The sequence below is a fragment of the Marinobacter sp. B-12 genome (assembly GCF_056857915.1).
Map to the genome: position 1 here is coordinate 19,074 of NZ_JBSXOB010000040.1, position 22,089 is coordinate 41,162.

Sequence of the window (22,089 nt, forward strand, 5' to 3'; positions counted from 1 at the left end):
CATCAACTTGCCGGGGCGTACACCTTGATATTGGTGTGCCCCTCGGCCTTCAGATGGCAGGCATGCATCCGGCTCATGGTGCCGCGGTCACAGTACAGCAGGTACTGCTTGTCGTCCGGCATAGACTGGATTCGCTCATTCAGCTCGTAGAACGGTATCTCCATCACCTGATTGCTGGTGAGCTGCAGCGGTGACTGCTCCCCCTCCGAAGGGTGGCGCACGTCAATAATCACATCATCCACAGCCGGTGTATGAACAAGCTCCACCTCTTCTGGCGTCCGGGTGGTTTCCAGAAGGCGGTTGACCGGTGTGTCCTGACGGCTGGCGATGGCCTGCTCCAATACGCGGGCGTCCATAGCGGCCTCATCTTCCTCTACCCGATGCAGCTTGGCACGGGTGGCCGGCTTACGGGAAATCACACCGCAGTACTCCGGCATGGTTCGAGCAAACGGCTCGGTACCGATGTCCCGGGCGATGTTGATAATGGTTTCCTTGTCCATGGAAATCAGCGGCCGCAGTACCACCTCGTTACTGGCCCGGTCCACCACATTGAGGTTTGACAGAGTCTGGCTGGACACCTGAGCCACGGCATCACCGGTCACCAGGCCAGCGGCGTTATTGGCGGCCGCAATGTCAGAAGCAGCTTTCAGCATCTGGCGTTTGAGTACCACCCCCCAGTGGCGCTGGTTGACTGAACGCATGATTTCAGCGACTACGCCTTCGAAGGGTACGGAAATGAACTTGGCGCCGTGGGAGGCGCCGTAACGATCCCACAGATAATGCACCACCTGGCGCACGCCAATTTCATGGGCGGGGCCGCCAAGACTGAAAAACAGGAAATGGGAGCGAAGCCCCCGACGCATCATCAGGTAGGCCGCCACCGAGGAGTCATAACCACCGGACACCAATGTCATCACCGTTTCCACCGCGCCCAACGGGTAGCCGCCAGCACCACGGTGTTTGCGGTGGGCAATGTGGTAATGGTCCTCGTGGACCTCAAGGCGCACTTCAATATCCGGGTTGCGAAGGTTTACGCCCTTGGGCTCGGAGGCTTCAAAAAGGGCGGCCCCAACAAAACGCTCCAGATCAATCGAGCGGAATTCTTGATTACCCTGTCGGCGGACCCGAACCGCAAATGTTTTGCCGCGGATACGGCCTGCATACGCTGCCACCGCCTGCTCCGCCACGTCGTCCATACTTATCCAGGGAAATACACCGATCTCCTGGATGGTCGAAATACCCGGAATGCGACACAACTCATCAATCACCGGGCCTGCCAGACCACGCCCGTCAGGGATCGCCACGTCAACCCGATCCCAGGAACCCTCAACGTGAATATCATCGTCCAGACGTGCCAGCAGTTTGCGGATATTTTGCCGCAGGTGCCGCATCTGTTGCCGGCGAACGGGTTTACTCTTGATGGCCACTTCAGCGGCGGGGCGTATAAGGAGTTTCATAAATCGGACGTCTGTCGGGTAGCGTAATTACAGTAAAGCGCTTAGTGTAACGGTTTCACGGTTTGCCTCAAAATCGGGCATTCCCGAGACCCGCTATACTGAAACAAAAAGGAACGCCCTATCGCCAAGGGCCCGCAGCACATTCAGGAGTTCTTCCGTTCATGACCGAATCCACCATCAATGCCCTGGTATCTCCAGAAGGCAGCCTGGAAATCCTCTCCAACTTTGAAGTCAACCGGCTCAAAGACCGAAGCGAAGGAGGGCTTTATCGGCTGTTCCGGCAATGCGCCCTGGCCGTGCTCAACACCGGCGTTGAAACCGATGACTGTAAAACCCTGATGGAAGCCCATGCGGATTTCGACGTTCGCCTGGTGCCGCAGCCTCGAGGCCTGAAACTGGAATTGGTCAACGCGCCCGCCCACGCCTTCGTGGACGGTCAGATGTTGCGCGCTATCCGCGAGCATCTGTTTTCGGTATTGCGGGATATCATCTATTCCTACTCCATTCCCCAGTCCGCGGTCGGTCTTCGCCGGGACGACCCTGAGGGCATCACCAACCTGATTTTCCACATCCTCCGTAACGCCCGCGTACTGCAGGCAGGGCGTCATCCGGACCTGGTGGTATGTTGGGGTGGTCACTCCATCAACGAGCGCGAATATCAGTACAGCAAGGAAGTGGGCCACCAGCTTGGTTTGCGAGGATTGAGTATTTGCACCGGTTGCGGCCCTGGCGCCATGAAAGGGCCAATGAAAGGCGCCACCATTGGCCACGCCAAACAGCGGGTGAAAAACGGCCGCTACATTGGCCTGACGGAACCGGGCATCATCGGTGCCGAAGCGCCAAACCCGATCGTTAACGAACTGGTGATCATGCCGGATATCGAGAAACGCCTCGAAGCCTTCGTTCGGACAGGCCACGGCGTCATTGTGTTCCCCGGTGGTGTCGGCACGGCAGAGGAAATTCTCTATCTGCTGGGCATCCTGCTGCACCCGGACAATGCCGACCTTCCCTTTCCGGTCGTCTTTACCGGCCAACAGGAAAATGCGGAATACTTCGAGATGATCGACCAGTTCATTCGCAATGCACTAGGTGACGAAGCTGCCAGCAAGTACGAGATCATCATTGACGATCCGGACAAAGTTGCCCATACCATGAAACAGGGTATGAAGGACGTGGAAACCTTCCGCCGGGCCATGCAGGACGCTTATTACTTCAACTGGATGCTGAGGATCGACCCGGTGTTCCAAATGCCTTTTGAGCCCACCCATAAAAGCATGCGGGCGCTGGAGCTACACCGTCACCAGCCAGTTCACCTGATTGCAGCCAATCTGCGCAAGGCGTTCAGTGGCATCGTCGCCGGCAACGTCAAGGAAAGCGGCATACGCCACGTGCAGGCCAAAGGGCCGTTTGAAATCTCCGGCGACCCTGAACTACTGGCCCCCCTGGAAGCGATGCTGAAAGAGTTCGTCGCCCAGGACCGTATGAAACTGCCCGGTTCGGGCGCTTACGAACCCAGTTACCGAATTGTCAGCGAAGCAACGCCCGCCACATCCTGACGATGATGGGGATTATTCCCCACCATCCGCCGGAAGGCTTGCGTAGTAGGCCGCCAGGTTGGCAATGTCCTCATCACTGAGGCCCGCCGCCTGGCCCTGCATGATGGCGGCCTGGCCACCGTTACGTTGCTTGTTTTTGTACGCCTTGAGCGAAGACACCAGATACTGCTCGTTCTGTCCCGCCAGGTTGGGGTAACCCGGGATGGCAGCGATGCCATTCTTGCCATGGCAGGCTGCACACACAGCGGCCTTGGTTTTACCGGCCTCAGCATCACCAGCGGCCATGGTAACGGCGGGAGCGGCAGCCCCCAACACAAACACGGCGGCCAGGGTGTGGTATTTCAGTCTCATTGGTTTTACCCTCTCATCGTTTTATAGCCCGACAGGACCCTGCCGGTGCGCAAGTTGCACGAATTTATAGCACAGCAGGAACAAAGCACAAATGTGATGGATCAATAAACCGTACGTAGCCGGACATCATTTACGTCACTATTCCCATCACCTGTAGCCACCTTTTATCACCCCATTCGATGCGGAGAAGTCGACATGCCCATTCAGGTTCAGGAAATCGCGTGCAGGGAAGGCAACATCGGTTTGATCACCCTGGATTCCCCGACCACCCTGAACGCCCTGTCCGCGTCGATGATCCACGAAACCCAGGCCGTACTGGATCAGTGGGCCGAAGCTGACCACATCAGCCTGGTTGTTTTCCGCGGCGCCGGTGAACGAGCGTTCTGCGCGGGAGGCAATATCCGCGAACTCTATGGCGCCCTGTCCGGCGACGAAAACCCGGACGCACCGGCCGAATTCTTTGCCAGTGAGTATCGCCTGGACTATACCATCCACTGTTTCCCCAAGCCGGTGATCGCCGTTGGCCACGGCGTGGTGATGGGCGGTGGACTTGGCATTTTCTCCGCCTGCCGCTACCGCCTGGTAACGCCCGATGTCACATTGGCCATGCCGGAGATCACCATAGGCCTGTTTCCCGATGTCGGTGCAAGCTGGTTCCTCAATCGGCTGCCAGGCCGCATCGGTTTGTTCATGGGCCTGACCGGAGCCCGGCTGAACGTCTCTGACGCGTTGAGGGTTGGCCTGGCTGACATGGCCATCCTCCCCGATCAGGTGGAATCATTGATCGAGCGGTTGAAGGAGGAGCGTTGGACCGGTGAATCAGCGGCGGATGACAACCGCCTGTTCCGGCTCGTCAAGCAACTTGAGCATCCCGACTACAGGGCACTGCCAACCAGTGAACTGGCGCGGCATGAACAGGACATCGCCAGGCTCAGCGCAGGCGATGAGCTACCGGCCATTGTTGAAAATCTCCTGGCGGCGGAGATCGACAGCGACTGGTGGCAAGGCTGCGTGAATAACCTGCGCAGCGGTTGCCCGGTCACCGCCTGGCTGGTCTGGACCCAGCTAAAGAAGGCGCAGCAAATGTCACTGAAAGACGTCTTCCGGATGGAATACACCATGGCCGCCCGCTGTACCCAGCGACCAGATTTGCGGGAAGGTATCAGAGCCAGGCTGATCGACAAGGACCATAAGCCCGCCTGGTCATTCCCGAGCGTCAGTGACGTGCCTGACGCAGTCGTTGAAGAGCACTTCGAGCCGGAACTGGACGACAGCAACGACCCCATGGCACTGCGCTGAACGGGCCGCAAGACCGCATCATAGCTGGGCGCCAGCCTGGATCAGCAACATCTCGATATCCCGGTTGTTGCTGGCCCGCGCCAGATCCAGCGCCGTTCGCCCATCGCTACCGCGATAGTTGACGTCTGCACCCGCCGCCAGCAGCATCTCGGCGGTCAGCAAGTCCCCACCCTCAACAATGTGCATCAGCAGCGAATGACCGCCCTGATGCACATTGACGTTCGCCCCGGCGGCCAACAGCACCTTCACCACGGAAAGATGACCGTTACGGGCGGCACGGATCACCGGCGTTGTACCCTCAGCGTCCGATGCATTTACGCGGGCGCCGGCCGATAACAACAGCTGCACGATCCGCCGGTGGCCATTCCCTGAGGCGATCATCAGGGGCGTGACGCCACTCACCGTGGCCAGGTCCGGCGCTGCACCTTCGCTGAGCAGGAACCATACAATTCGGTCCTCGCCCGCCCTGACCGCCGCCGAGAGCGGTGTGCCGACCTCGGTCAGTGTGTTCAAAGACATGCCAGAGGCTGCAAGCGACCTGGTCCGTTCGAGGTTTCCGTTGCCGACCGCTGCCATCAAGGGCGTATCCGCCACCGACGCGCGACGCTGTTCGAGATTGGATGGATCTGTGCCTGTCGCGCACGCCGTCATCAGCACGCTTGCGACCAGGACGGCCAGAAATCTCACGAGGATGGTGCCGGTTCCCTGGGCCATGGTGATTCAGTCTCTGTTGATTTATTTTTGCGGGTATTCTGGTCAGTCGCTGGCAGCAATGAAAGCGAGCGGTTCACAAGTCCGGCCGGTTCTGCAAAATATCGCCCACCAACGAGCGCAATTCCGCTTCGCCTGCCTCCCGGCCCACGCATTCACCGTCTGCCTGCAGATCGGGCCACGACCAGCCCTGTAGCACCGCCCTGGCCCAGAGGGAGCGCGAACGTTCGTCAGTCATCCCGTTGACGACGCCTGCCTGCAATGACAGCCGCCTCAGTACCGGCAAGGCCAGATCGAAGCCACGATGACCGTTGGCAAAACTGTGCAGGTCCCTGAAGTCATCCTTATTGAGCGGTCTGCCAGCGGGAAGGCTGCAGGTTATCCGCAGAATCAACTCCGGCTCTGCGTCCATCCAGTTGCGCGGTACGAGGGTGAGCCAGTGCTCCGTCAACCTGCGACGTAAATGATCAGTCAGCGCCTTACCCTGTGCAGACACCCCGGCAAGCAACTGCAGGGGATACTCGCCGCTGCTGGCTTCGCGCTTCAGGCCAAGCCGCACTGATTCCAACCCGCACCGCTGCCAGAACGACAACAGCCCGGCGTTGCCGCCAAAACTGGTACCGATACCGTCCAGTCCCTGCTTGCACGCATAATCATTCGCAGCCGCCACCAGTGTCTGACCCACCCCCTCACCGCGAACCTCGGCACTCACGGCAACCCGCACGATGCGCAACAGGCGCTGGCAGGCTGCTTCGGCAAATCCACTGTGGGTCGCCAGGGACTGGGGCAAAAGATGTCCCCGCAAGCGGCGCTTGCCCAACATGACCTGCTCAGCAAGCTCGCTGTCCAGCCCCCCTTCCACCGTCGCCCATAGCACGCCGACCAGAACACCTCCGCGCGTCAGGCGCCAACTCACCGCAACTGGGTCGTCCATCCACTGGCGCAAGTCACCGGGAGAGGTACGGTAGTGGGCATCCACCAACAAACCGAAGGCCTCCTCCAGTTCACTGTCTTCTGCGGTGCCCGGGTTCCAGCGTTCAACGGCGATATTCACATCGTCATGACTGACGGATGGCGACTGAGCATCCAGCAAAAACATCCGCCGCGTTAACGGTTCCAGGGGGTCAGAGACGGACCACCGTATGGGCGACGTAAGCGATGTATTGCGCCAGTGAGGCGTTTCAGCATCCAGTACCGAGCGAAACCGGATGGCAAAGCCTCTACCGGAACCTTCATAACCATGCACCGTGGACGCATAAATCACCCTTGGCCAACCCAGCAGTATCCGCTTGAGCAGGTCTGCCGGCACGGCGGCGGCTTCATCCACCATCACCACCTCCGCCTCCGGCTTTTCGGCAAGCAGCCGATCCAGGGGCCAATATTCCAGCCGCCCCTGATCGCCCACCGCAACATTGTCCGTGCCCATGCCAGGATCAGAGGTCTGCCCGCAGGCCAGGCGGGCGTGGTGAAACAATGTTTTCACCGCATCCGGCCCCGGCGCCGTCACAACCACACGCCGCCGCCCTTCATTCAGAAGACGAACCGCCGACAGGCCCAGTGCCGCAGACTTACCCCGCCCCCGATCCGCCGTCACCACCAGCGGTCGCCGACGCCGCCCCAGCCCCGTTCGAACCACCTCTTCCACAAGCGCGCGCTGGTCATCGGTGGCGCCTACCCGGAAGGCATCGCCGGGTGGTACAACCGTTGGCAGTGGCGGATGAGGGTCAACAGACGGGTTGATGCGAATAATATCAGGATCACCGGCCACAACCCCGGCCAGACGAGCCGCAAACGGATGCCGATCGATTCCATCCAACCCGGTACGCCGGTAATCCGGATCGTCGAAACCGCCCCACTCTTCCAGCTTCGGCATCAGCCAGAAAAACAGACCACCGGCCGCAAGGGTTCCCGACAACGCCGCAAAGCCGTCCGGCGGATTCCCCCGCCAGCCATCCCAGACCACGCAAGCCAGTTCCTGTCCCAGCCAGCGACGTCCCTCGACCGGTTTGATCAATGCCAGCGAGGATTCCGGCTGATCCGCAACCGGCCCAGTCCAGACTCCTGGCGCTACCGACAACGCTGGAAGAAGTTCCCCCAGCCACGCGAGAGAGGCGGCGCGATCCCCTTCTAAAACCACCAACCGCCGATGCCCGGCAGCCCGCAATCTGGCTTGCAGTTCCTGCCACCCGGCCAGATCAGGCCCGATTTGATCCGCCATTCACTTAGCTCAAATCCACGGAGTGACGCTTAAGATCTTCCAGCTTTGAATACTTCAACGCTGAACGATGCGTCGCACGCAACTTCACACGCGGCGCACTATCGGCCTCAAACGCCTCCTGCCAGCGGGAGGCACACAGGCACCAGGAATCCCCCTCTTTCAACCCCGGGAAGCCAAACTCAGGCCGAGGCGTGCTGAGATCGTTACCCTGGGCGCTGGAATATTCCAGAAAATCATCGGTGACGACTGCACAGACAACATGGGCCCCCAGGTCATCCGGGCCAGTGTTGCAACACCCATCCCGATAAAACCCGGTTTCCGGATCCGTACCACAAATTTCCAACTTCTCACCCAGCACGTTCACCGGTTCTGCAGTTGTAGCCATAACATCATTCTCCAAAATCAGAGGGAGGGTTTGGATAGCCGCTTCCAAAACTGTGCGGAGCCATGGATGGCGGAGCCCAAGCGCCACATGGATGTGCTTGAGCGTGTTTTGGGAGCGGCTATCCAAACCCTCCGGCACCCAATGAGCGATTTACTCCAGATGCCGTGCACGAAAGTAACAGGATTATGCGGCACTGGTATCAGCACTACCAGTCGCCGGGTACAATACGCAGCATGTCGCCCCCACCCCAAATACCTGAAACCTCCAACCTGCCCGATTACCTCACTGACGAGCAAAGGGCCATCATCACCGCAGGTTTTGAGCATGCGGTGATTACCGCCGTGGCGGGCAGTGGAAAAACGTCCACTCTAGCCTGGCGCATCCGCTACCTGCTCGAGCAAGGGCACGACCCGGACCGCATTCTGGTGTTGATGTTCAATCGCGCCGCCCGGGTGGATTTTGAGCACAAACTTCAGGACGTAACACGTCATTTGGGCCTGGCGACACCTGAAATTCGCACCTACCACGCAATGGGGCTACGGCTGTACAAACGGTTCGTGCGGGAAGGTTTTCTTCCGGGATTCTCAGACAAGATCCTCACCGACCAGGAAATCAGCTATCAGGCCTGGCAGCTTACGCGGCGATTGGCGCCCGAGGACCTGGCCGACGAGATCCGCCGTAACAAGAAAGACTTTGTCGAAACCGCCGTTAACTTCATCGATCTGGTAAAAACCACCCTGTCCCCGGTGGACATTGTCTTCGAGGAACTGGGTTATTCCGACAAGCACCATTACCTTATCGACCTGTTCCACAGCTTTGAACAGTGGCGCAAATCCCAGAGCCGAATCAGCTACGCTGACATGCTCTACGAACCGGTGATGGCCATCCACCAGAACCCGCCCTTACAGCGTCTGGTCGGCAACAAGATGGATCTGGTACTGGTGGACGAGTATCAGGACACCAATGAAATCCAGCATCTGTTGCTGCGATACGTGGCCGGCGACCGTGCACGGGTCACCGTGGTGGGCGATCCCGACCAGACCATCTACGAATTCCGGGGCGCCAGGCCCGATTTCATTCTCAAGCGTTTCAGCGAAGAGTTTGAAAGCCCGCTGGAGCAAACCCTGAGCTATACCTTCCGGTATGGCCACCAGGTGGCGCTGCTGGCCAATCATCTGATCTGCCACAACACCGGTCGCAAGGATGTGCTTTGTCATTCCCACCCGACCACACCGGCGACAGGGATCACTCTGCACCAGCACGACAATGACAGCGATACCGTTCTGAAACTGCTGCAACCCATGGACGATGATGCCCTTGGTAACACAGCGATCCTGTTCAGAGTGTGGAGCCAGAGTGTTCCCATCGAATTAAAACTGCTTGCCCGCCAGGTGCCCTATCGCATCGACGCCGGCAAAGGTGCCCTGTTCAGCCGCGAGGTTCAGGCCATTACCAGCCTGCTGATGGCAGTGTCGGGGCGTATTCGCAACCTGCCGGACGACGACCGGCTTGATATTGCCCGGCAAATACTGCGCTTCCCCCATGTTGGCCTCAAGGAGCCCGAACTCGAACAGCTGGCCCGTTTCCTGGCTGGGTTCGGCGACGGCTGGCACGAACGGCTACTGGCCATGGATTTCGATGCCCTGGCCCCCATGGCGGCCAAAAAGCTCCGCAAGCTGGGGGAAACATTGGCACAGCTGGAGCGCTTTAAAGGCTCAGTGGCAGACCTGATTTCCCGCTATGCGGAGGAAACCGAACTCTACGAGGGCATTCGCAGCCTGGCACTGACCCATGAAACCGCGGACGAACGCATCGAGACTATCCGCGGCTTCCGGCTGTACCTATCGGGACTCGATGTCAGCATTGACGGCGCACTGGAACACCTGAAGGCGCTAAAGAAACAGGCAGGCGAAAATCGCCAGGGCGGCGCCTTGCTCTCCACCATCCACCGTACCAAGGGCCTAGAGTGGTCGACCGTTATACTGCCGGGACTGCAGGAGAAATACCTGCCCTATAGCCCGCGAGCCCAGAACGATCCCAAGGCCTTCCTGGAGAGTGAACGCCGCCTGCTTTACGTGGCCATGACCCGCACCCGGAATCAACTCCATCTGATTACCCGCCCGTTCAGTGAAAAACGGCATCTTGACGGCGACCAGGGGCCGAGCCGGTTTATGGACGAGCTGTGTTTTCCTTTATCCCGGGAGTTTGGTCATTGGCTGGACGAGCATGCTAACGAAAGCGCTGACGCATTGACGGCAACCGTGCCACTGACCCCGACCGGTCTTCGCTATGCACGTCTTCAAGGCGTCACACTACAGACAAGTGTGGCAGCAACGACCGAAGAGACGACACCACTCTGGGCAAGAACCCGCCTCAGTCATGCCATCTTCGGTCCGGGCTCAGTGACGGGGGAGGACGAGCGTTCCTTCGAAGTGGCTTTCGACAACGGTGATACCCTGAATTTCAGCAAGAAAAGTGCCCACCTGTATTTTACAGCCATGTCGTCAAGGGACTGAGTATAATTGCGGACGTAACCCTGCCTCTCTTTTTCTGTTTTTTTTGAATCCTTTAACTTAAATTTCACGTAAGTACGCTGCAGCAATGCTTTATGCGAAAGTACGGCATGAGTAACTTAAAAACGATAATTGAACAGGAGGTTCTGCATGAACATCATGCGTCCACTGGCCATCGCGGCTCTGACGACATCCCTGACAACACCCGCACTCGCCGAACGCGAGCAAACGATCTATCTGAACCCGTTTGCCGGCTTCCAGCTTTTTGACGACAAGCGCGACCTGAGTGAAACCGGAACGCTGGGCATTGGCGCGGAGTTTCGCTTCCACCCCAACTGGGCCGTGGAAGGCGTATATTCCAGGGCCGATGCCGATCGTAAGTACGTGAATGGCAGCAGCGACTTTGAAGAAGTTCGACTGGACGGCCTCTATTACTTTGCCGGCCAGGATGAAGCCTGGAATCCGTACGTCTCGGCCGGCGCCGGTCACGCTGACTTCGGCGACGATGTGCTGAGCTACCAGACCGCTGGTTCCAATCACGATGAAACGCGAGTCAACGTCGGGGCGGGCTTTCGTTACAACGTCAGTGACAGCGTTTCTATTCGAGCCGACCTGCGTGAGTTTCATGGTATCGATGAGAGCACCTTCGATACCCAGGCAACTTTGGGCCTGAGCTTTGCCTTCTCTCGCACTGTCGCAGACTCGAAGCCTTCACCGCGCAAAGCCGCAGACAGTGACAACGACGGTGTGCCCGATAGCCGCGACCAGTGTGCCGGAACACCTGCGGGCGTCAGCGTCGACAGCAATGGCTGCGAGCGTGACAGCGACGGTGACGGCGTTGCCAACAGCGCCGACCAGTGCCCCAACACACCGGCGGGCGCCAGTGTGAACAGCCGTGGTTGTGAACTGGACAGCGACAACGATGGCGTGGTTAACAGCGCAGACCAGTGCCCAGGCACGACCGCAGGCGCAGACGTGGACGCCATGGGTTGTGAAGGCGTGACAGAAACCGTCGAGACCATCGAACTGAACGTACAGTTCCCGACCAACAGTTCGGTGATTGGCAACGCCTTCGATAACGAAATTCGTCAGGTTGCCAATTTCATGCTCGAATATCCGGAAACCGATGTGGAAATCGCCGGTCACAGTGACAGCATTGGCGAGGCGGAATACAACCGCTTCCTGTCCCAGCGCCGCGCTGAAGCGGTTGCCACCCGGCTGACCGATGCCCTGGGCATCAGTGAGGATCGTGTGAATGCCGTGGGTTACGGCGAGTCCGAGCCGGTTGCCAGTAACGAGACCGCTGCTGGCCGCGCTGAGAACCGTCGGGTTGAGGCTCGTATTCAGGTTCGCCGTTAAACGTCGACGTTGTTCCTGTAAAGAGTTCCTGTACAGACGTCCTGTGCAGATCAGCTCAACGGAAAGGCGCCTTCGGGCGCCTTTTTTATAGGCGGACAGGCGCCCTTAATTTCATGCTCGCGAGAGAATACTGTGAAGCGAATGTTGTTCGTCTTTATTCTCACTTGGGGTATACCCGCTGCTGCGTGGCCCCAGGTTTACCGATGCGATGCCGGTGGTGATACTCGCTTTTCGGACCAACCCTGCGGGGAGGACTCCAAGGAAATCACCATCCGTGACAACCGGATTGGCGGCAATTTTGGCCAGAATCTCCCTCCGTCACCCAAGCCTGATGAAACAGTGGAAGAACCGGAAAAGAGCACACAGAAGTCGACCGGCGACACCTGCCGCTTCATTAACTCCACCGACCTGAGGCGCTATCTGGTACGGGAACAGGTGGTGAAAGGCATGACCAAGGAGCATGTTCTGAAAGCGTTCGGGCGACCTCCGGAAACTTACCCCACACCCCAGGAAACCTGGGTATACCAGACGAAATACTATGGCGCGCTGTATGAACTGACCTACGTGTATTTCCGGGACGGCTGTGTGGAAAACGTGGTGTACCGAAAGCCCTGAGCACTCTAGCTGGCCGGAGTCCTCTTTGTGGCGTCGATCAGCAGATTGCGGGGGGTCAGCTGACGCTCGCAGAAGGTCCCCAGCCGAACGTCATAGCCCTGTTCCTCAAGAAACATTGAATAATCCAGCACCACCCACAGTTCCAGTGGCCGCCGGAACAGGTGGCGCACAAGCTCGTGGCGACGCACTTCCTGCAGTCGCCGCTCGCCATGACGTTCCCAAACACCAAAGTCTGTGTCCGCGGGCATTTCCAGCCCCCGATTGCCGGCAGCCCAGCGACAGAAGGTGGCAAAATCGCCGTTCGTCAGTCGCGACGGGTGCGACGGCACCGGCAGGTAGGCATCCACGCCTCGAAGCTGTCTTTGAAGACCATCGAACCCAAGGCGCCAACAACTGACCCTGCGGGTTTGCTCCCGCACACGTTTCGGTGCGGTCACGGTTTCCCTGACGGCCAGTCGCAGCTCGTTGCGGGTCAGCTCCAGACCGTTCTTCGCAGCCCGAACGCGCTTGGAAAGAGGCTGGTAGGCCAACGCTTCCGTCAGGTGATAGCAGCATGGTGAAACGCTCACCCTTGGCAGGCCCTCGCCAGCCACCTTATGCATCAACCTGCGATGAAGGTCGCCACAGGCGTGCAGGGCAACACCGTGAACGTCGGTAGGCATCGTCAGGTTATCGGCCATGACATCCTGGCACTGCAGGGTAACCGCATCCCCGAACTTTCGGGCCAGGCGGTTGCCGTCGTCTACCAGGGTCGCGCTCCATTCAAACCCGGTTACATCGCCCTGGCACAGGGGCGCCAGGGTTCTGGCCAGATGGCCCTTGCCGCAACACCAGTCCAGCACGTTGTGCTTCAGGGGATGGATAGCACTTGCAAATGCACCGGCCTGAAGCCGCTTACGGCCAGGCATATCCGTCGCCCGGACCTCAGGCAAGGTGTTCTGATCGGCGGATTCAGCGGCAAGCGGCGGATTGTCGGTCAGTTCGACGACGTCCCGTAGAGATGGCAACTCCCTGGCCAACCACTCTGCCAGCGCGACTGGATCATCGTCCCATTGCTCACAGTCGCTGTCGGAGAGCCGGGCAACCCGACCCGCCAATGCCGGCCAGTTCTTCGCCCAGGCCGGGCTCGGATCGGCGAATGGCGTCGGTTGCCAGAACTCGCGATGCTGCGCCAGCCAATCGTTCAAGCGCTGCCAGCGCCGGTAAAAAGTGTCAGCGCCGTGGTGTAACCCCGCCGCCGGAGGTATCGTCATTCGGTAAACCGCCCAGGCCGAAACGCATCCAGACACACCGAAGGCGCTTCCCCATCAATCAACTGGGAAATCACCGAAGCACTGCCCGCCGACAGGGTCCAGCCAAAGGTGCCGTGCCCGGTATTGAGAAACAGGTTCTCCCGGGGGCCGCGACCAATGATGGCAGGGCCGTCCGGAGTCATGGGGCGAAAACCGGTCCAGGTTTCGGCGGACTCCAGATCGGCGCAGCCGGGAAAACGGGATTCCACGGACTTTCGAATGGTGGCCAGCCGGGCTTCCGGAATATCGCGGTTGAAGTCGTCCAATTCCACAAAGCCGGAGGCGCGTAGCCTCTCACCCAGACGGGTCGAGACCACTTTGTAGTTGTCATCGTGGATGGTCGACACCGGTGCGCGGCCAGGGTCTTTCAAGGGCACCGTAAAGCTATAGCCCTTCACCGGGTAGATCGGCAATTCAAGCCCCAGGGGGCGGGTAAGGTGCCCCGACCAGCAACCAGCACTGATAACCACGGCGTCAGCCTCAAGGGTTTCCGATGTGCCATCGTCCTTGCGGATGGTCACCCCCGTTACCCGCCGATCATCTGCCACCAAATGTTCGGTTTCCGTGTTGTAGCGGAACTGCACCCCCTTGGTTTCGCAGGCCTTGGCCAGCTCACGGGAAAACAGATGACAATCACCGGTGCCATCCGTGTCATAGCTCAGGGCGCCATAGAGCGGGCCATCCCCGACCATGCCGGGCTCGGCTTCGCGAACCTGTTCGGGAGTGAGCAGTCGGGAGGGGATGCCCAGTTCGTCGAGCAACCGTTGGGTTTCGCGGTAGCTTTCCAGGGTCTCCGGGGTGCTGGCGAGGTGAAGCAGACCCTGGTGGCCGCCGTCGAACGGCAGATCAAGCGCCTTTTCAAGGGCCAGGAAGCGTTCACGGCTATGAATACCAAGGCGTATCATGGCACGCTTGTTCAGGCCAAACAGGCCAGGCGACCAGGCGTAGCGCAGCGTTGCGAACATGAAACGCAACGTTTCCATGGACGGCGGTACTGACATTTTCAGCGGTCCGTCTTTCTTGAACAGCCAGGGTATGGCCTTCAACACCATGGACGGGTCCGCCCATGGATAGACCACGCCGTAGGAACGCTGCGCAGCGTTGCCCCTGCTGGTTTCATTCCCCGCTGTGCTGTGACGCTCCAGCACGGTTACCTGATGACCCCGGCTTTGCAGCTCGTACGCCGTGGTTACGCCAACAACGCCGGCACCAACAACAATGATGTGCATGTACTTCTCCCTATGACAGCAATGTAGGTCAACAATCGAACAAGCTGATAAACTACTGTGACAAAGTTCTCAGGATAGCAGCCAACGCTTTGGTTGCGATGGAGTGAAGTAACCGACAATGAGCAAGAAACGTCGCGACATTCCCGTTTTCGATCAACCGATTATTGAAACCCACTGCCATCTGGATTACCTCAAGGATCGCCCCCTGGCGGAAACCCTGGCGGAAGCGCAGCGGGTCAATATCGAGCGCGTGATCACCATCGCCGTGTCACCAGACAACCTGGCTACCGTGCGTGAACTGAGTCAGACAGCACCCTGGGTGTATGGCACGCAAGGGGTCCATCCCCATGATGCCGAAAAATACACAGACGCCGCCGAGGCGGAAATCCGCGCGCACGCTGGCGATGACAAGATCGTCGCCGTGGGCGAGATTGGTCTGGACTACTTTTACGACAACGCGGACCGGGACGTTCAGCGTGACGTGTTCCGCCGCCAGTTGCAGATCGCCTGTGACACCGACCGGCCCGTGGTCATCCACAGCCGCGAGGCCGATGACGACACCATCGACATCCTGAAGGAGTTCGAAGGTACTCTTAAGCAACGTGGCGTGATCCACAGTTTCACCTCCGGCCCCGGACTGGCGCAATACGCACTGGACGAAGGCTGGTGCCTGGGTTTTAACGGCATCACCACGTTTAACAAAGCGGAAAATGTGCGTGACATAGTACGCATGGCGCCCATTGGACAGATCCTGCTGGAAACGGATTCTCCGTTCCTGACCCCGGTTCCTTATCGCGGCAAGGAAAACGCGCCCTTCTACATACCGTTTGTGGCCGAGAAAATCGCCGAGGTGAAACAACTACCGTTGGAGAATGTACTGGCTACAACCTATGACAACAGTCTGAGAACGTTCTTCCAGCGGCAATGATCAAACGCATCCCCGTCTCGGCACTCAAGGTCGGCATGTACATCACCGACCTGAACAACGACTGGATTCCTCACAACACTCAGCGCCGTCGCGGCGTGATCAAAAAAGAGGACACTGTTGAAAAAATCCGCCGGATGGGAGTGAATTACGTCTACATCGATGTCTCCAAGGGCCTGGATTCCCAGGATTCGGAACCGGCCCATGAGGTCGATCGCCGCAACGAGTCCGCGCTTCAGCGCGCTGGTGAGCAGCTGCCCGGCGTTTTCAAACGGGTAGCGGTTGCCGAGGAAATGGTGTTCGCCCAGCAGGTGCACAACCAGGCCCAGGGGCTGGTAGGCAATCTGATGAATAACGTGAAGCTTGGCGGAGCCATCGACATAGCCCCCATTCAGCAGTTGGCCGACGAACTCCAGAGCTCTATCTTGCGCAACGCCAATGCCCTCAGTTGCCTGGGCCGTATCCGCGAGAAGGACAACTACCTACTGGAGCACTCGGTCAATCTCAGCGTGTTGATGTCCCTGTTTGGCAACTACCGTAAACTTCCTCCGGACGCACTGCACCAGACCATCGTTGGTGCACTGCTCCATGACATCGGCAAAATCCTCACGCCGGACGACATTCTCCACAAACCGGGACGGTTGACGCCGGAGGAATTCGAAGTCATGAAGGCCCATGCCCGGCACTCACGGGACATTCTAAAATCCACCGAGGGCATTGGCGAACTGACCATCATGACTGCCGCTGAGCACCACGAACACCTGGATGGCAGCGGCTATCCCGAAGGCCTGAGAGGCGATGAAATCTCCGTATACGGCCGCATGGTTGCCATTACCGACGTCTACGATGCCATCACCTCCGACCGCGTCTATCATAAAGGCATGACCCCAACCCAGGGCCTCAAAAAACTGCTGGAATGGAGCGGAACCCATCTGGATGCAGGGCTGGTAACAGAGTTTATTCGTTGTGTGGGACTCTACCCCATTGGTTCGCTGGTACTTCTGGAAAGCGGGCGTCTCGGCGTCGTCATCGAGACCAACGACGAGGACCAGCGATTGCCCATACTGCGGGTGATGTACAACACCCGCTTTCGCATGCCCATCACCGTCGACACCCTGGATCTGGCCGAACCGGGTACCCAGGATCGGATTCTGAGTTCAGTGGACCCGGAAGACTACAAAATCGACGTCAGAAAATTCCTGGTCTGAAACATTATCCTCCCATGGACAGAAACACCGCCATCAGGATGGGAGACAGGAACGACAGGATAAACCCCGAGGCAATGGCCACGGGCACGCAGTCCAGGCCACCACTGCTGCGGATCACCGGCAGAGTGAAGTCCATGGCAGTCGCACCGCCATAGCCAATGGCCATGGCCGGCCGCTGGCCAATCAACAGTGGGATGATCGCAAGCGCAATAATCTCCCGGATCACGTCATTGAGAAAGGCGACACCGCCCCAGGAGGGCCCCAGAGCATCGCCAATCACTATACCGGACAAGGAATACCAGCCGAACCCGGACGCCAGTGCCAATGACTCATGCCAGGCAGCATCCAGTAACGGTACCATTGCAAAACCGGCGAGCAGAGAGCTGCCGGCCATCGCCAACGCAATACCCAGTCCCTGCCGGTTGAGCAGCAGCCTACGAAGGGACAGGCCGGCATTGCGCAGTTGCAGGCCAATCAGAAACAGCAGCAACATTAACGACCAGGTCGCCACGTCTTCGGCCATGGGCAGATCCGGCAACCAGTAGAAACCGGCCAAACCACCCACCACAACCGCCAACAGTGGCTTCAACCCTGCCAGGAACAGGCGGCGGTAGCCACGAGGCTGGTCCACGTGATCCTCCCGCGCTGCCATAGGCTGCCAGCGATGAAACAACCACAGCCCCACCATGTTAGCCACAAACAGCACCATCACGAGCACCGCGACCTGGGATGCCATGTTGGCCAACTGCCCGCCAACACCCTCCATCTGCCCGAGGCTCAGTCCCAAGAGTGCCAGGATAAAATACACCAGCCCCTCAACGCCGTAGTGAATGGCCGTCATCAGATGGCGGTTCTCGAGCGCCAGGGCAAAACCCAGGAAAAGCGGTGCCAGGATCAGCAGTGCGCCGGTCAGCATGAAGTCCTCGGAAAATGTGTATGGGTGGGAAAGATCAGCCGATAGGTTCGTACTGATCGGGATCAAAATGGAACTTACCGGCACTGGCATCGCGATCGGTACGGATGGTGCGCGCCAGGCGCTGGGCCATCACTGACCAGACTACATAGTCGTTGGGCTGGGGTTGGTAATCCTGTCCCATCAGCGCACCCGCGACACTGCGCAGCACCGCTTCAGCCTGGGCAATGGAACGATAGGGGCCCTGGCAGCGGTGTTTCTCCGGTTGGCCGTCCACCGCGCCGCTGAGTGCCACCAATGCCCAGATGTCCTCACCGACGGGTTTGATGAAAAGCTCAACCCGGCGCTGTTCCCGTACCATAACCAATGCCCGTAAAGGGCCACGCCCATGAAAGTAGTGCAGTTTCACGACCTGATTCCAGGATAATCAGTGAAGTACATGCCCGGACCTGTCCTGCACCAGCACCCAGGGCGCAATCACCACTGCCCAGAGTTCCGAGTTTTCGTCATACCAGTGGCGGGCAAGATCCGGAGCAACGTCGCCCACTTTGTTGTCGGCCAACCAACGCTCAAACTGGGTCTTGTTGTCCGCAGAGAGCTCAGCCGCTACATCCAGCAGGTCCAGCTCCGGGACCACCTTCACGACATGGCCACGGGCATAATAAACCTGCAGGTCATGCCAGTTGATCCGGGACGTTTCCAGATTCAGTTTGCGCTTGAGTTCCTCTGGCGATTCTTTCGTAACCATGTTCACACCTTGGACGTCCATATTTCACGTATCTGATCGGCAAGAGTCATGGGATCGAACGGTTTGGGTATCACGTCAACCGCTCCCAATTCCCTGTAGAACGCCACCTCTTCAGTTTGCACCTTAGCGGTCATGAACACCACAGGTGTCGCGCTCAATGCCGGAATTTCCCGTAACGCCTGAAACGTAGTCGGGCCATCCATCCCCGGCATCATAACATCCAGCAGAATCAGTTCGGGCTCAAAATCCGGCCCTTCAATAAGCGCCTCCTGACCGGAGCTGCAGCTCTTTACTGAAAATCCCCCAACGGTTTCCAGTGCCAATTCCGCCACAGCCCTAATGTCGGCGTCGTCTTCCACGTAAAGAATTCGGTGAAGCTCTCCAACCGGGTTAGCCATCGTCAGACCCCCTATCATGGTTTTCCACCCCCAGTCTGCGCAGCAAGCGCAAACATTCCTCGCCTTGATTCTGCCCGTCCGCTATCAAGGCGGAAGCACGCATAACCAGTTTCGACTCGCTCGTGACTTCACGCGGCAGAAAATGGACAGCGCCAATCAGCTCCCTCAATTGCAAAGGCAGGTGCCACTGCACTTTGAGACGATTCCCATAATTCTGAGCCCAGGCCTTTAATCCGTCCTCAATCTGCTCATCCGAAACCAGGCCTTTGCGATCCAGACATTGCTGCATTACCTTGAGCACCGCCAGTTCGCCTACCCGGCTGAGCAGGGCCGCCATATGCACCTCGGATTGATCGCTCCCAACCCGCAGTGCAATTCGCACGGCTTCCTGGGCCACCTTTTCGGCGGTTTCGAGAAAGGCTGTCGCTTTTCCCGCCAAACGGGAATCCCGCAAATGGCCGCTGATATCCAGCGACATGGCCATAGCGTGCCGCAGGGCCATATCCACACCCATGGTTGCAATCGCGTCACGCAAACTGCGGACCGGCTCACCGGTCTTCTGAAACGAGGCGCTGTTGGCCACATCAAGCAGACGGGTTGTCAGTGCAACCTCGTCATTCCATCGCTCCGCGAGTTGCGATGGGGAGAGATCCTGTTTCCGTTCCATCAACTCGATAACCTGGGCCGTATCAATGGCGGAAGGCAGTTGAATAACGGATTCTACCGAGATCTGCAGCAGGTGCTCCAGATCGGGTCGCGACTCCCGATCAAGGGCTGCTGGATCCATCAGAGCGGTCAGCCTATCGTGCACCATCGCCACATCAAAGGGTTTGCTGATATAACCATTGATACCGTGACGTGCGGCTTTCAGAACGGAGTCCCGGTCAGCCCGACCGGAGACCATGACAATGATCGTCTCTCTGCTTTTCTCGCGAACCGTCCGAACAACCTCAAGGCCGGAACCATCCGGTAAATTCCAATCAATAATCATCAGGTCTGAGCCGTGTTCTGACCAATGCATCAGGGCACTCCTGACAGACGCCGTTACAAAAATGTCGACCCCGGGATAAAGCCCACCAACCACGGTCTCCATCAGATCGGCCAACAGGGAGTCATCGTCCAGAATCAGTGCTTTCATTACGTTACGCCTCATCCCTGATGAAAAATGGTTACTCCGTTACGGCCCGCTTCCTTTCGCTCGTAAAGGGCCTGATCCGCTGCATTGAGCGCATCGCTGCCAGACCCAAAAGAACTCAGCGATGCAATACCGACACTGAGGGTGACCGACAAACTTACTCCATTATTGGTGAATAGCTGATCCGAAAACGCATGGCAGATCTGGTTCATTACCGACTGCCCTTCCTGCGTTGTACACTCTGGCAATACCACCACAAATTCCTCCCCGCCGTATCGTCCGATCAGGTCAGTTGAGCGCAAGCGCCGCTTGAGCAGACTGGCAAGCGCCTTAATGACAACGTCACCTGTTCGGTGGCCATGCTGATCATTCACCTTTTTGAAATGATCCAGATCAAGCATAGCAACGACCGAGCAGTGCGACAGTCGCTTGCAACGGGCGTGCTCCTTCTCTACCTCCTGCTTGATAAATGAGTGTTTCAGCAGGCCTGTAAGGCTGTCCCGTATCAATAACTCGTTGAGTTGACGGGCGCGGTAACAGCGAATCTGAGCGGCACGTACCAGATGGCTGTCGGACATGGGCTTGGTCAGGAACTCATCAGCGCCTTTTGCCATAGCGTCGAGCTGAACCTGCTTATCCTGCTCGGACGAAAGATAAATGATCGGCAGGCTTACCCATTCCGGGTCAAAGCGTATCAGCTTTGCCACCGTCGGCCCGGAATAGGCACCCATACGAACATCCAGCAGCATTATGTCCGGGAAGAATTCCGAGAGTTCAGACAGAACCGTTTCCGGATCACTGATAGCGCGAACGATAAAGCCAGCAGCCTCCAAAACCGCCCGATAGTGCTCAGCCAGGTCTTCATCGTCATCCAGGATCAGGATTTTCCCGGAGACTGTCCTGCTCTGTTCGCTGACCAGACGTTCAATACCTTCCGCCAGCATGGTTATATCAATTGGCTCATGAAACAGTGCATCCGCACCTTTATCGGCCAAGACATACCGGGCGCGGAAGTCGTCGCTGTTTCCCACGCAAATCAGCGGAGGCTTCAGTGACTCATCTCCTCCAAAAAGCGAATCAAGCGCCGAGGATACGTCGGAAAGCCTGTCTTCACCGGTCACGACCATTGACATCAGATGCGCCTGGCTGAACGACAGAGCGGTGACCTCCTGGCGCGATACTGAAAAACCGTAGTTTGAGAGGGCGTACTCGAGAAAGACCTGCGACCCCTCTGACAGCCCGCACAGAACAACATGAATATCAGAGACTGGCAGGCCATGATTACCCTTCAACCACTCAGAATTGCTCGCGCTAGGGATGGCAGGCACCACGGGTTCATCCAGCAGAGCACGCAATCGCCCAGCCTGCACAAGCGTGTCTACAGTTTTTTGACGTTCCTCAGCGGAAACAACCAGCTTGGTATCGCCATTGCTGGCGTCTTGTTCAGTCAATGGCTTAAGGCGTTGTTCCAGCCTACGGGCCTCCGCCCCCAACATGGTGTAACCGAAGGTTCCCGCAGAACCGGCCAGACGATGAAGTAGCTGGTAGGCCGACATCACATCTTCACGCAACAGGCGCTGCTTCTGATTCCCCCCGGTAACCTTCGAAGCAACTTCGCTCAACTGATCGAGTTCACCCTCCGCCTTGCCGCGAAAACTCAGGCGCAAGTGGGCGAGTTTATCCGCAATATCCGTTGTTGGATCTTTACCCATAAGAGATCTAGCGCCTCGAATTTTTACTAATATAACCGGGTGAATTAGGCTAACCTTCGTCCATC

General features: G+C 58.2%; 20 protein-coding genes. 7 read left to right on the top strand and 13 right to left on the bottom strand.

What is annotated here, in order from left to right:
* Positions 1-2: 2 nt before the first annotated feature.
* Positions 3-1,457 carry a tRNA uracil 4-sulfurtransferase ThiI gene (gene thiI, locus AC13D2_RS05525; RefSeq protein WP_482938324.1) on the bottom strand — a complete coding sequence of 485 codons (1,455 nt, stop codon included), beginning with the start codon at positions 1,455-1,457 and terminating at the stop codon, positions 3-5.
* 161 nt (positions 1,458-1,618) lie between these two features.
* Between thiI and ppnN the strand changes: the two genes are divergently transcribed.
* Positions 1,619-3,013 (top strand): nucleotide 5'-monophosphate nucleosidase PpnN, encoded by a 1,395-nt coding sequence (gene ppnN, locus AC13D2_RS05530; protein ID WP_482938325.1) that lies wholly within the window; start codon positions 1,619-1,621, stop codon positions 3,011-3,013.
* 12 nt (positions 3,014-3,025) lie between these two features.
* Here the strand turns inward: ppnN and AC13D2_RS05535 are convergent, their stop codons facing one another.
* Positions 3,026-3,364, bottom strand: a complete 339-nt coding sequence (locus AC13D2_RS05535) for a c-type cytochrome (RefSeq protein ID WP_300495038.1) — start codon at positions 3,362-3,364, stop codon at positions 3,026-3,028.
* Positions 3,365-3,559: 195 nt separating this feature from the next.
* On the opposite strand from AC13D2_RS05535, the gene AC13D2_RS05540 reads away from it, so the two are divergent.
* Positions 3,560-4,663 carry an enoyl-CoA hydratase/isomerase family protein gene (locus tag AC13D2_RS05540; protein WP_292048602.1) on the top strand — a complete coding sequence of 368 codons (1,104 nt, stop codon included), beginning with the start codon at positions 3,560-3,562 and terminating at the stop codon, positions 4,661-4,663.
* 18 nt (positions 4,664-4,681) lie between these two features.
* Here AC13D2_RS05540 and AC13D2_RS05545 read toward each other — a convergent pair whose 3' ends face one another.
* From AC13D2_RS05545 to AC13D2_RS05555, 3 genes are all read right to left on the bottom strand, one after another.
* Positions 4,682-5,377: an ankyrin repeat domain-containing protein gene (locus AC13D2_RS05545; protein ID WP_292048603.1), complete on the bottom strand. Its 696-nt coding sequence runs from the start codon at positions 5,375-5,377 to the stop codon at positions 4,682-4,684.
* Between the two features lie 73 nt (positions 5,378-5,450).
* A complete protein-coding gene (locus tag AC13D2_RS05550) occupies positions 5,451-7,592 on the bottom strand; it encodes a tRNA(Met) cytidine acetyltransferase TmcA (protein ID WP_292048604.1) in 2,142 nt (713 codons plus the stop codon).
* Positions 7,593-7,596: 4 nt separating this feature from the next.
* A complete protein-coding gene (locus AC13D2_RS05555) occupies positions 7,597-7,977 on the bottom strand; it encodes a DUF2237 family protein (RefSeq protein ID WP_041336370.1) in 381 nt (126 codons plus the stop codon).
* Between the two features lie 185 nt (positions 7,978-8,162).
* Between AC13D2_RS05555 and AC13D2_RS05560 the strand changes: the two genes are divergently transcribed.
* From AC13D2_RS05560 to AC13D2_RS05570, 3 genes are all read left to right on the top strand, one after another.
* A complete protein-coding gene (locus AC13D2_RS05560) occupies positions 8,163-10,493 on the top strand; it encodes an ATP-dependent helicase (protein WP_482938326.1) in 2,331 nt (776 codons plus the stop codon).
* Between the two features lie 147 nt (positions 10,494-10,640).
* Entirely contained in the window at positions 10,641-11,849 is a 1,209-nt protein-coding gene (locus tag AC13D2_RS05565) for an OmpA family protein (RefSeq protein WP_292048606.1), read from the top strand.
* 141 nt (positions 11,850-11,990) lie between these two features.
* Positions 11,991-12,464, top strand: coding sequence for a hypothetical protein (locus tag AC13D2_RS05570; RefSeq protein ID WP_292048646.1), 474 nt, complete (start codon positions 11,991-11,993; stop codon positions 12,462-12,464).
* Positions 12,465-12,469: 5 nt separating this feature from the next.
* Here AC13D2_RS05570 and AC13D2_RS05575 read toward each other — a convergent pair whose 3' ends face one another.
* Both AC13D2_RS05575 and AC13D2_RS05580 read right to left on the bottom strand, forming a co-directional pair.
* Complete coding sequence (locus tag AC13D2_RS05575) at positions 12,470-13,717, bottom strand: methyltransferase (RefSeq protein WP_292048607.1); 1,248 nt, start codon at positions 13,715-13,717, stop codon at positions 12,470-12,472.
* On the bottom strand, positions 13,714-14,985 hold the full coding sequence (locus AC13D2_RS05580; RefSeq protein WP_292048608.1) for a D-amino acid dehydrogenase: 1,272 nt from the start codon (positions 14,983-14,985) through the stop codon (positions 13,714-13,716). Before AC13D2_RS05580 ends, AC13D2_RS05575 begins: the two co-directional genes overlap by 4 nt.
* A 118-nt stretch (positions 14,986-15,103) precedes the next feature.
* On the opposite strand from AC13D2_RS05580, the gene AC13D2_RS05585 reads away from it, so the two are divergent.
* Positions 15,104-15,913: a TatD family hydrolase gene (locus AC13D2_RS05585; RefSeq protein WP_482938327.1), complete on the top strand. Its 810-nt coding sequence runs from the start codon at positions 15,104-15,106 to the stop codon at positions 15,911-15,913.
* Positions 15,910-17,118: a cyclic di-GMP phosphodiesterase gene (locus AC13D2_RS05590; RefSeq protein WP_482938328.1), complete on the top strand. Its 1,209-nt coding sequence runs from the start codon at positions 15,910-15,912 to the stop codon at positions 17,116-17,118. Before AC13D2_RS05585 ends, AC13D2_RS05590 begins: the two co-directional genes overlap by 4 nt.
* 4 nt (positions 17,119-17,122) lie before the next feature.
* On the opposite strand, the gene AC13D2_RS05595 is transcribed toward AC13D2_RS05590, so the two are convergent.
* The 6 genes from AC13D2_RS05595 to AC13D2_RS05620 are packed head-to-tail and all read right to left on the bottom strand — an operon-like array spanning position 17,123 to position 22,024.
* Positions 17,123-18,034: a LysO family transporter gene (locus tag AC13D2_RS05595; protein WP_300495063.1), complete on the bottom strand. Its 912-nt coding sequence runs from the start codon at positions 18,032-18,034 to the stop codon at positions 17,123-17,125.
* A gap of 34 nt (positions 18,035-18,068) precedes the next feature.
* Positions 18,069-18,440, bottom strand: a complete 372-nt coding sequence (locus AC13D2_RS05600; RefSeq protein WP_292048611.1) for a PA4575 family protein — start codon at positions 18,438-18,440, stop codon at positions 18,069-18,071.
* An 18-nt stretch (positions 18,441-18,458) separates the two neighbouring features.
* Positions 18,459-18,779 (bottom strand): DUF2288 domain-containing protein, encoded by a 321-nt coding sequence (locus AC13D2_RS05605; RefSeq protein ID WP_292048612.1) that lies wholly within the window; start codon positions 18,777-18,779, stop codon positions 18,459-18,461.
* 2 nt (positions 18,780-18,781) lie between these two features.
* Positions 18,782-19,177, bottom strand: coding sequence for a response regulator (locus AC13D2_RS05610; RefSeq protein WP_300495066.1), 396 nt, complete (start codon positions 19,175-19,177; stop codon positions 18,782-18,784).
* On the bottom strand, positions 19,170-20,315 hold the full coding sequence (locus tag AC13D2_RS05615) for a response regulator (RefSeq protein ID WP_292048614.1): 1,146 nt from the start codon (positions 20,313-20,315) through the stop codon (positions 19,170-19,172). Before AC13D2_RS05615 ends, AC13D2_RS05610 begins: the two co-directional genes overlap by 8 nt.
* A gap of 11 nt (positions 20,316-20,326) precedes the next feature.
* Positions 20,327-22,024 carry a diguanylate cyclase gene (locus tag AC13D2_RS05620; protein ID WP_482938329.1) on the bottom strand — a complete coding sequence of 566 codons (1,698 nt, stop codon included), beginning with the start codon at positions 22,022-22,024 and terminating at the stop codon, positions 20,327-20,329.
* Positions 22,025-22,089: the final 65 nt, after the last annotated feature.

What these genes read in the sequence shown, in the direction of transcription:
- ppnN (WP_482938325.1), top strand. Translation starts at nt 1,619, where the DNA reads ATGACCGAATCCACCATCAATGCCCTGGTATCTCCAGAAGGCAGCCTG.
- AC13D2_RS05565 (WP_292048606.1), top strand. Translation starts at nt 10,641, where the DNA reads ATGAACATCATGCGTCCACTGGCCATCGCGGCTCTGACGACATCCCTG.
- AC13D2_RS05615 (WP_292048614.1), bottom strand. Translation starts at nt 20,315, where the DNA reads ATGAAAGCACTGATTCTGGACGATGACTCCCTGTTGGCCGATCTGATG.
- AC13D2_RS05555 (WP_041336370.1), bottom strand. Translation starts at nt 7,977, where the DNA reads ATGGCTACAACTGCAGAACCGGTGAACGTGCTGGGTGAGAAGTTGGAA.
- AC13D2_RS05535 (WP_300495038.1), bottom strand. Translation starts at nt 3,364, where the DNA reads ATGAGACTGAAATACCACACCCTGGCCGCCGTGTTTGTGTTGGGGGCT.
- AC13D2_RS05585 (WP_482938327.1), top strand. Translation starts at nt 15,104, where the DNA reads ATGAGCAAGAAACGTCGCGACATTCCCGTTTTCGATCAACCGATTATT.
- AC13D2_RS05575 (WP_292048607.1), bottom strand. Translation starts at nt 13,717, where the DNA reads ATGACGATACCTCCGGCGGCGGGGTTACACCACGGCGCTGACACTTTT.
- AC13D2_RS05595 (WP_300495063.1), bottom strand. Translation starts at nt 18,034, where the DNA reads ATGCTGACCGGCGCACTGCTGATCCTGGCACCGCTTTTCCTGGGTTTT.
- AC13D2_RS05545 (WP_292048603.1), bottom strand. Translation starts at nt 5,377, where the DNA reads ATGGCCCAGGGAACCGGCACCATCCTCGTGAGATTTCTGGCCGTCCTG.
- AC13D2_RS05610 (WP_300495066.1), bottom strand. Translation starts at nt 19,177, where the DNA reads ATGGCTAACCCGGTTGGAGAGCTTCACCGAATTCTTTACGTGGAAGAC.
- thiI (WP_482938324.1), bottom strand. Translation starts at nt 1,457, where the DNA reads ATGAAACTCCTTATACGCCCCGCCGCTGAAGTGGCCATCAAGAGTAAA.
- AC13D2_RS05605 (WP_292048612.1), bottom strand. Translation starts at nt 18,779, where the DNA reads ATGGTTACGAAAGAATCGCCAGAGGAACTCAAGCGCAAACTGAATCTG.
- AC13D2_RS05540 (WP_292048602.1), top strand. Translation starts at nt 3,560, where the DNA reads ATGCCCATTCAGGTTCAGGAAATCGCGTGCAGGGAAGGCAACATCGGT.
- AC13D2_RS05550 (WP_292048604.1), bottom strand. Translation starts at nt 7,592, where the DNA reads ATGGCGGATCAAATCGGGCCTGATCTGGCCGGGTGGCAGGAACTGCAA.
- AC13D2_RS05570 (WP_292048646.1), top strand. Translation starts at nt 11,991, where the DNA reads ATGTTGTTCGTCTTTATTCTCACTTGGGGTATACCCGCTGCTGCGTGG.
- AC13D2_RS05560 (WP_482938326.1), top strand. Translation starts at nt 8,163, where the DNA reads ATGCGGCACTGGTATCAGCACTACCAGTCGCCGGGTACAATACGCAGC.
- AC13D2_RS05580 (WP_292048608.1), bottom strand. Translation starts at nt 14,985, where the DNA reads ATGCACATCATTGTTGTTGGTGCCGGCGTTGTTGGCGTAACCACGGCG.
- AC13D2_RS05590 (WP_482938328.1), top strand. Translation starts at nt 15,910, where the DNA reads ATGATCAAACGCATCCCCGTCTCGGCACTCAAGGTCGGCATGTACATC.
- AC13D2_RS05620 (WP_482938329.1), bottom strand. Translation starts at nt 22,024, where the DNA reads ATGGGTAAAGATCCAACAACGGATATTGCGGATAAACTCGCCCACTTG.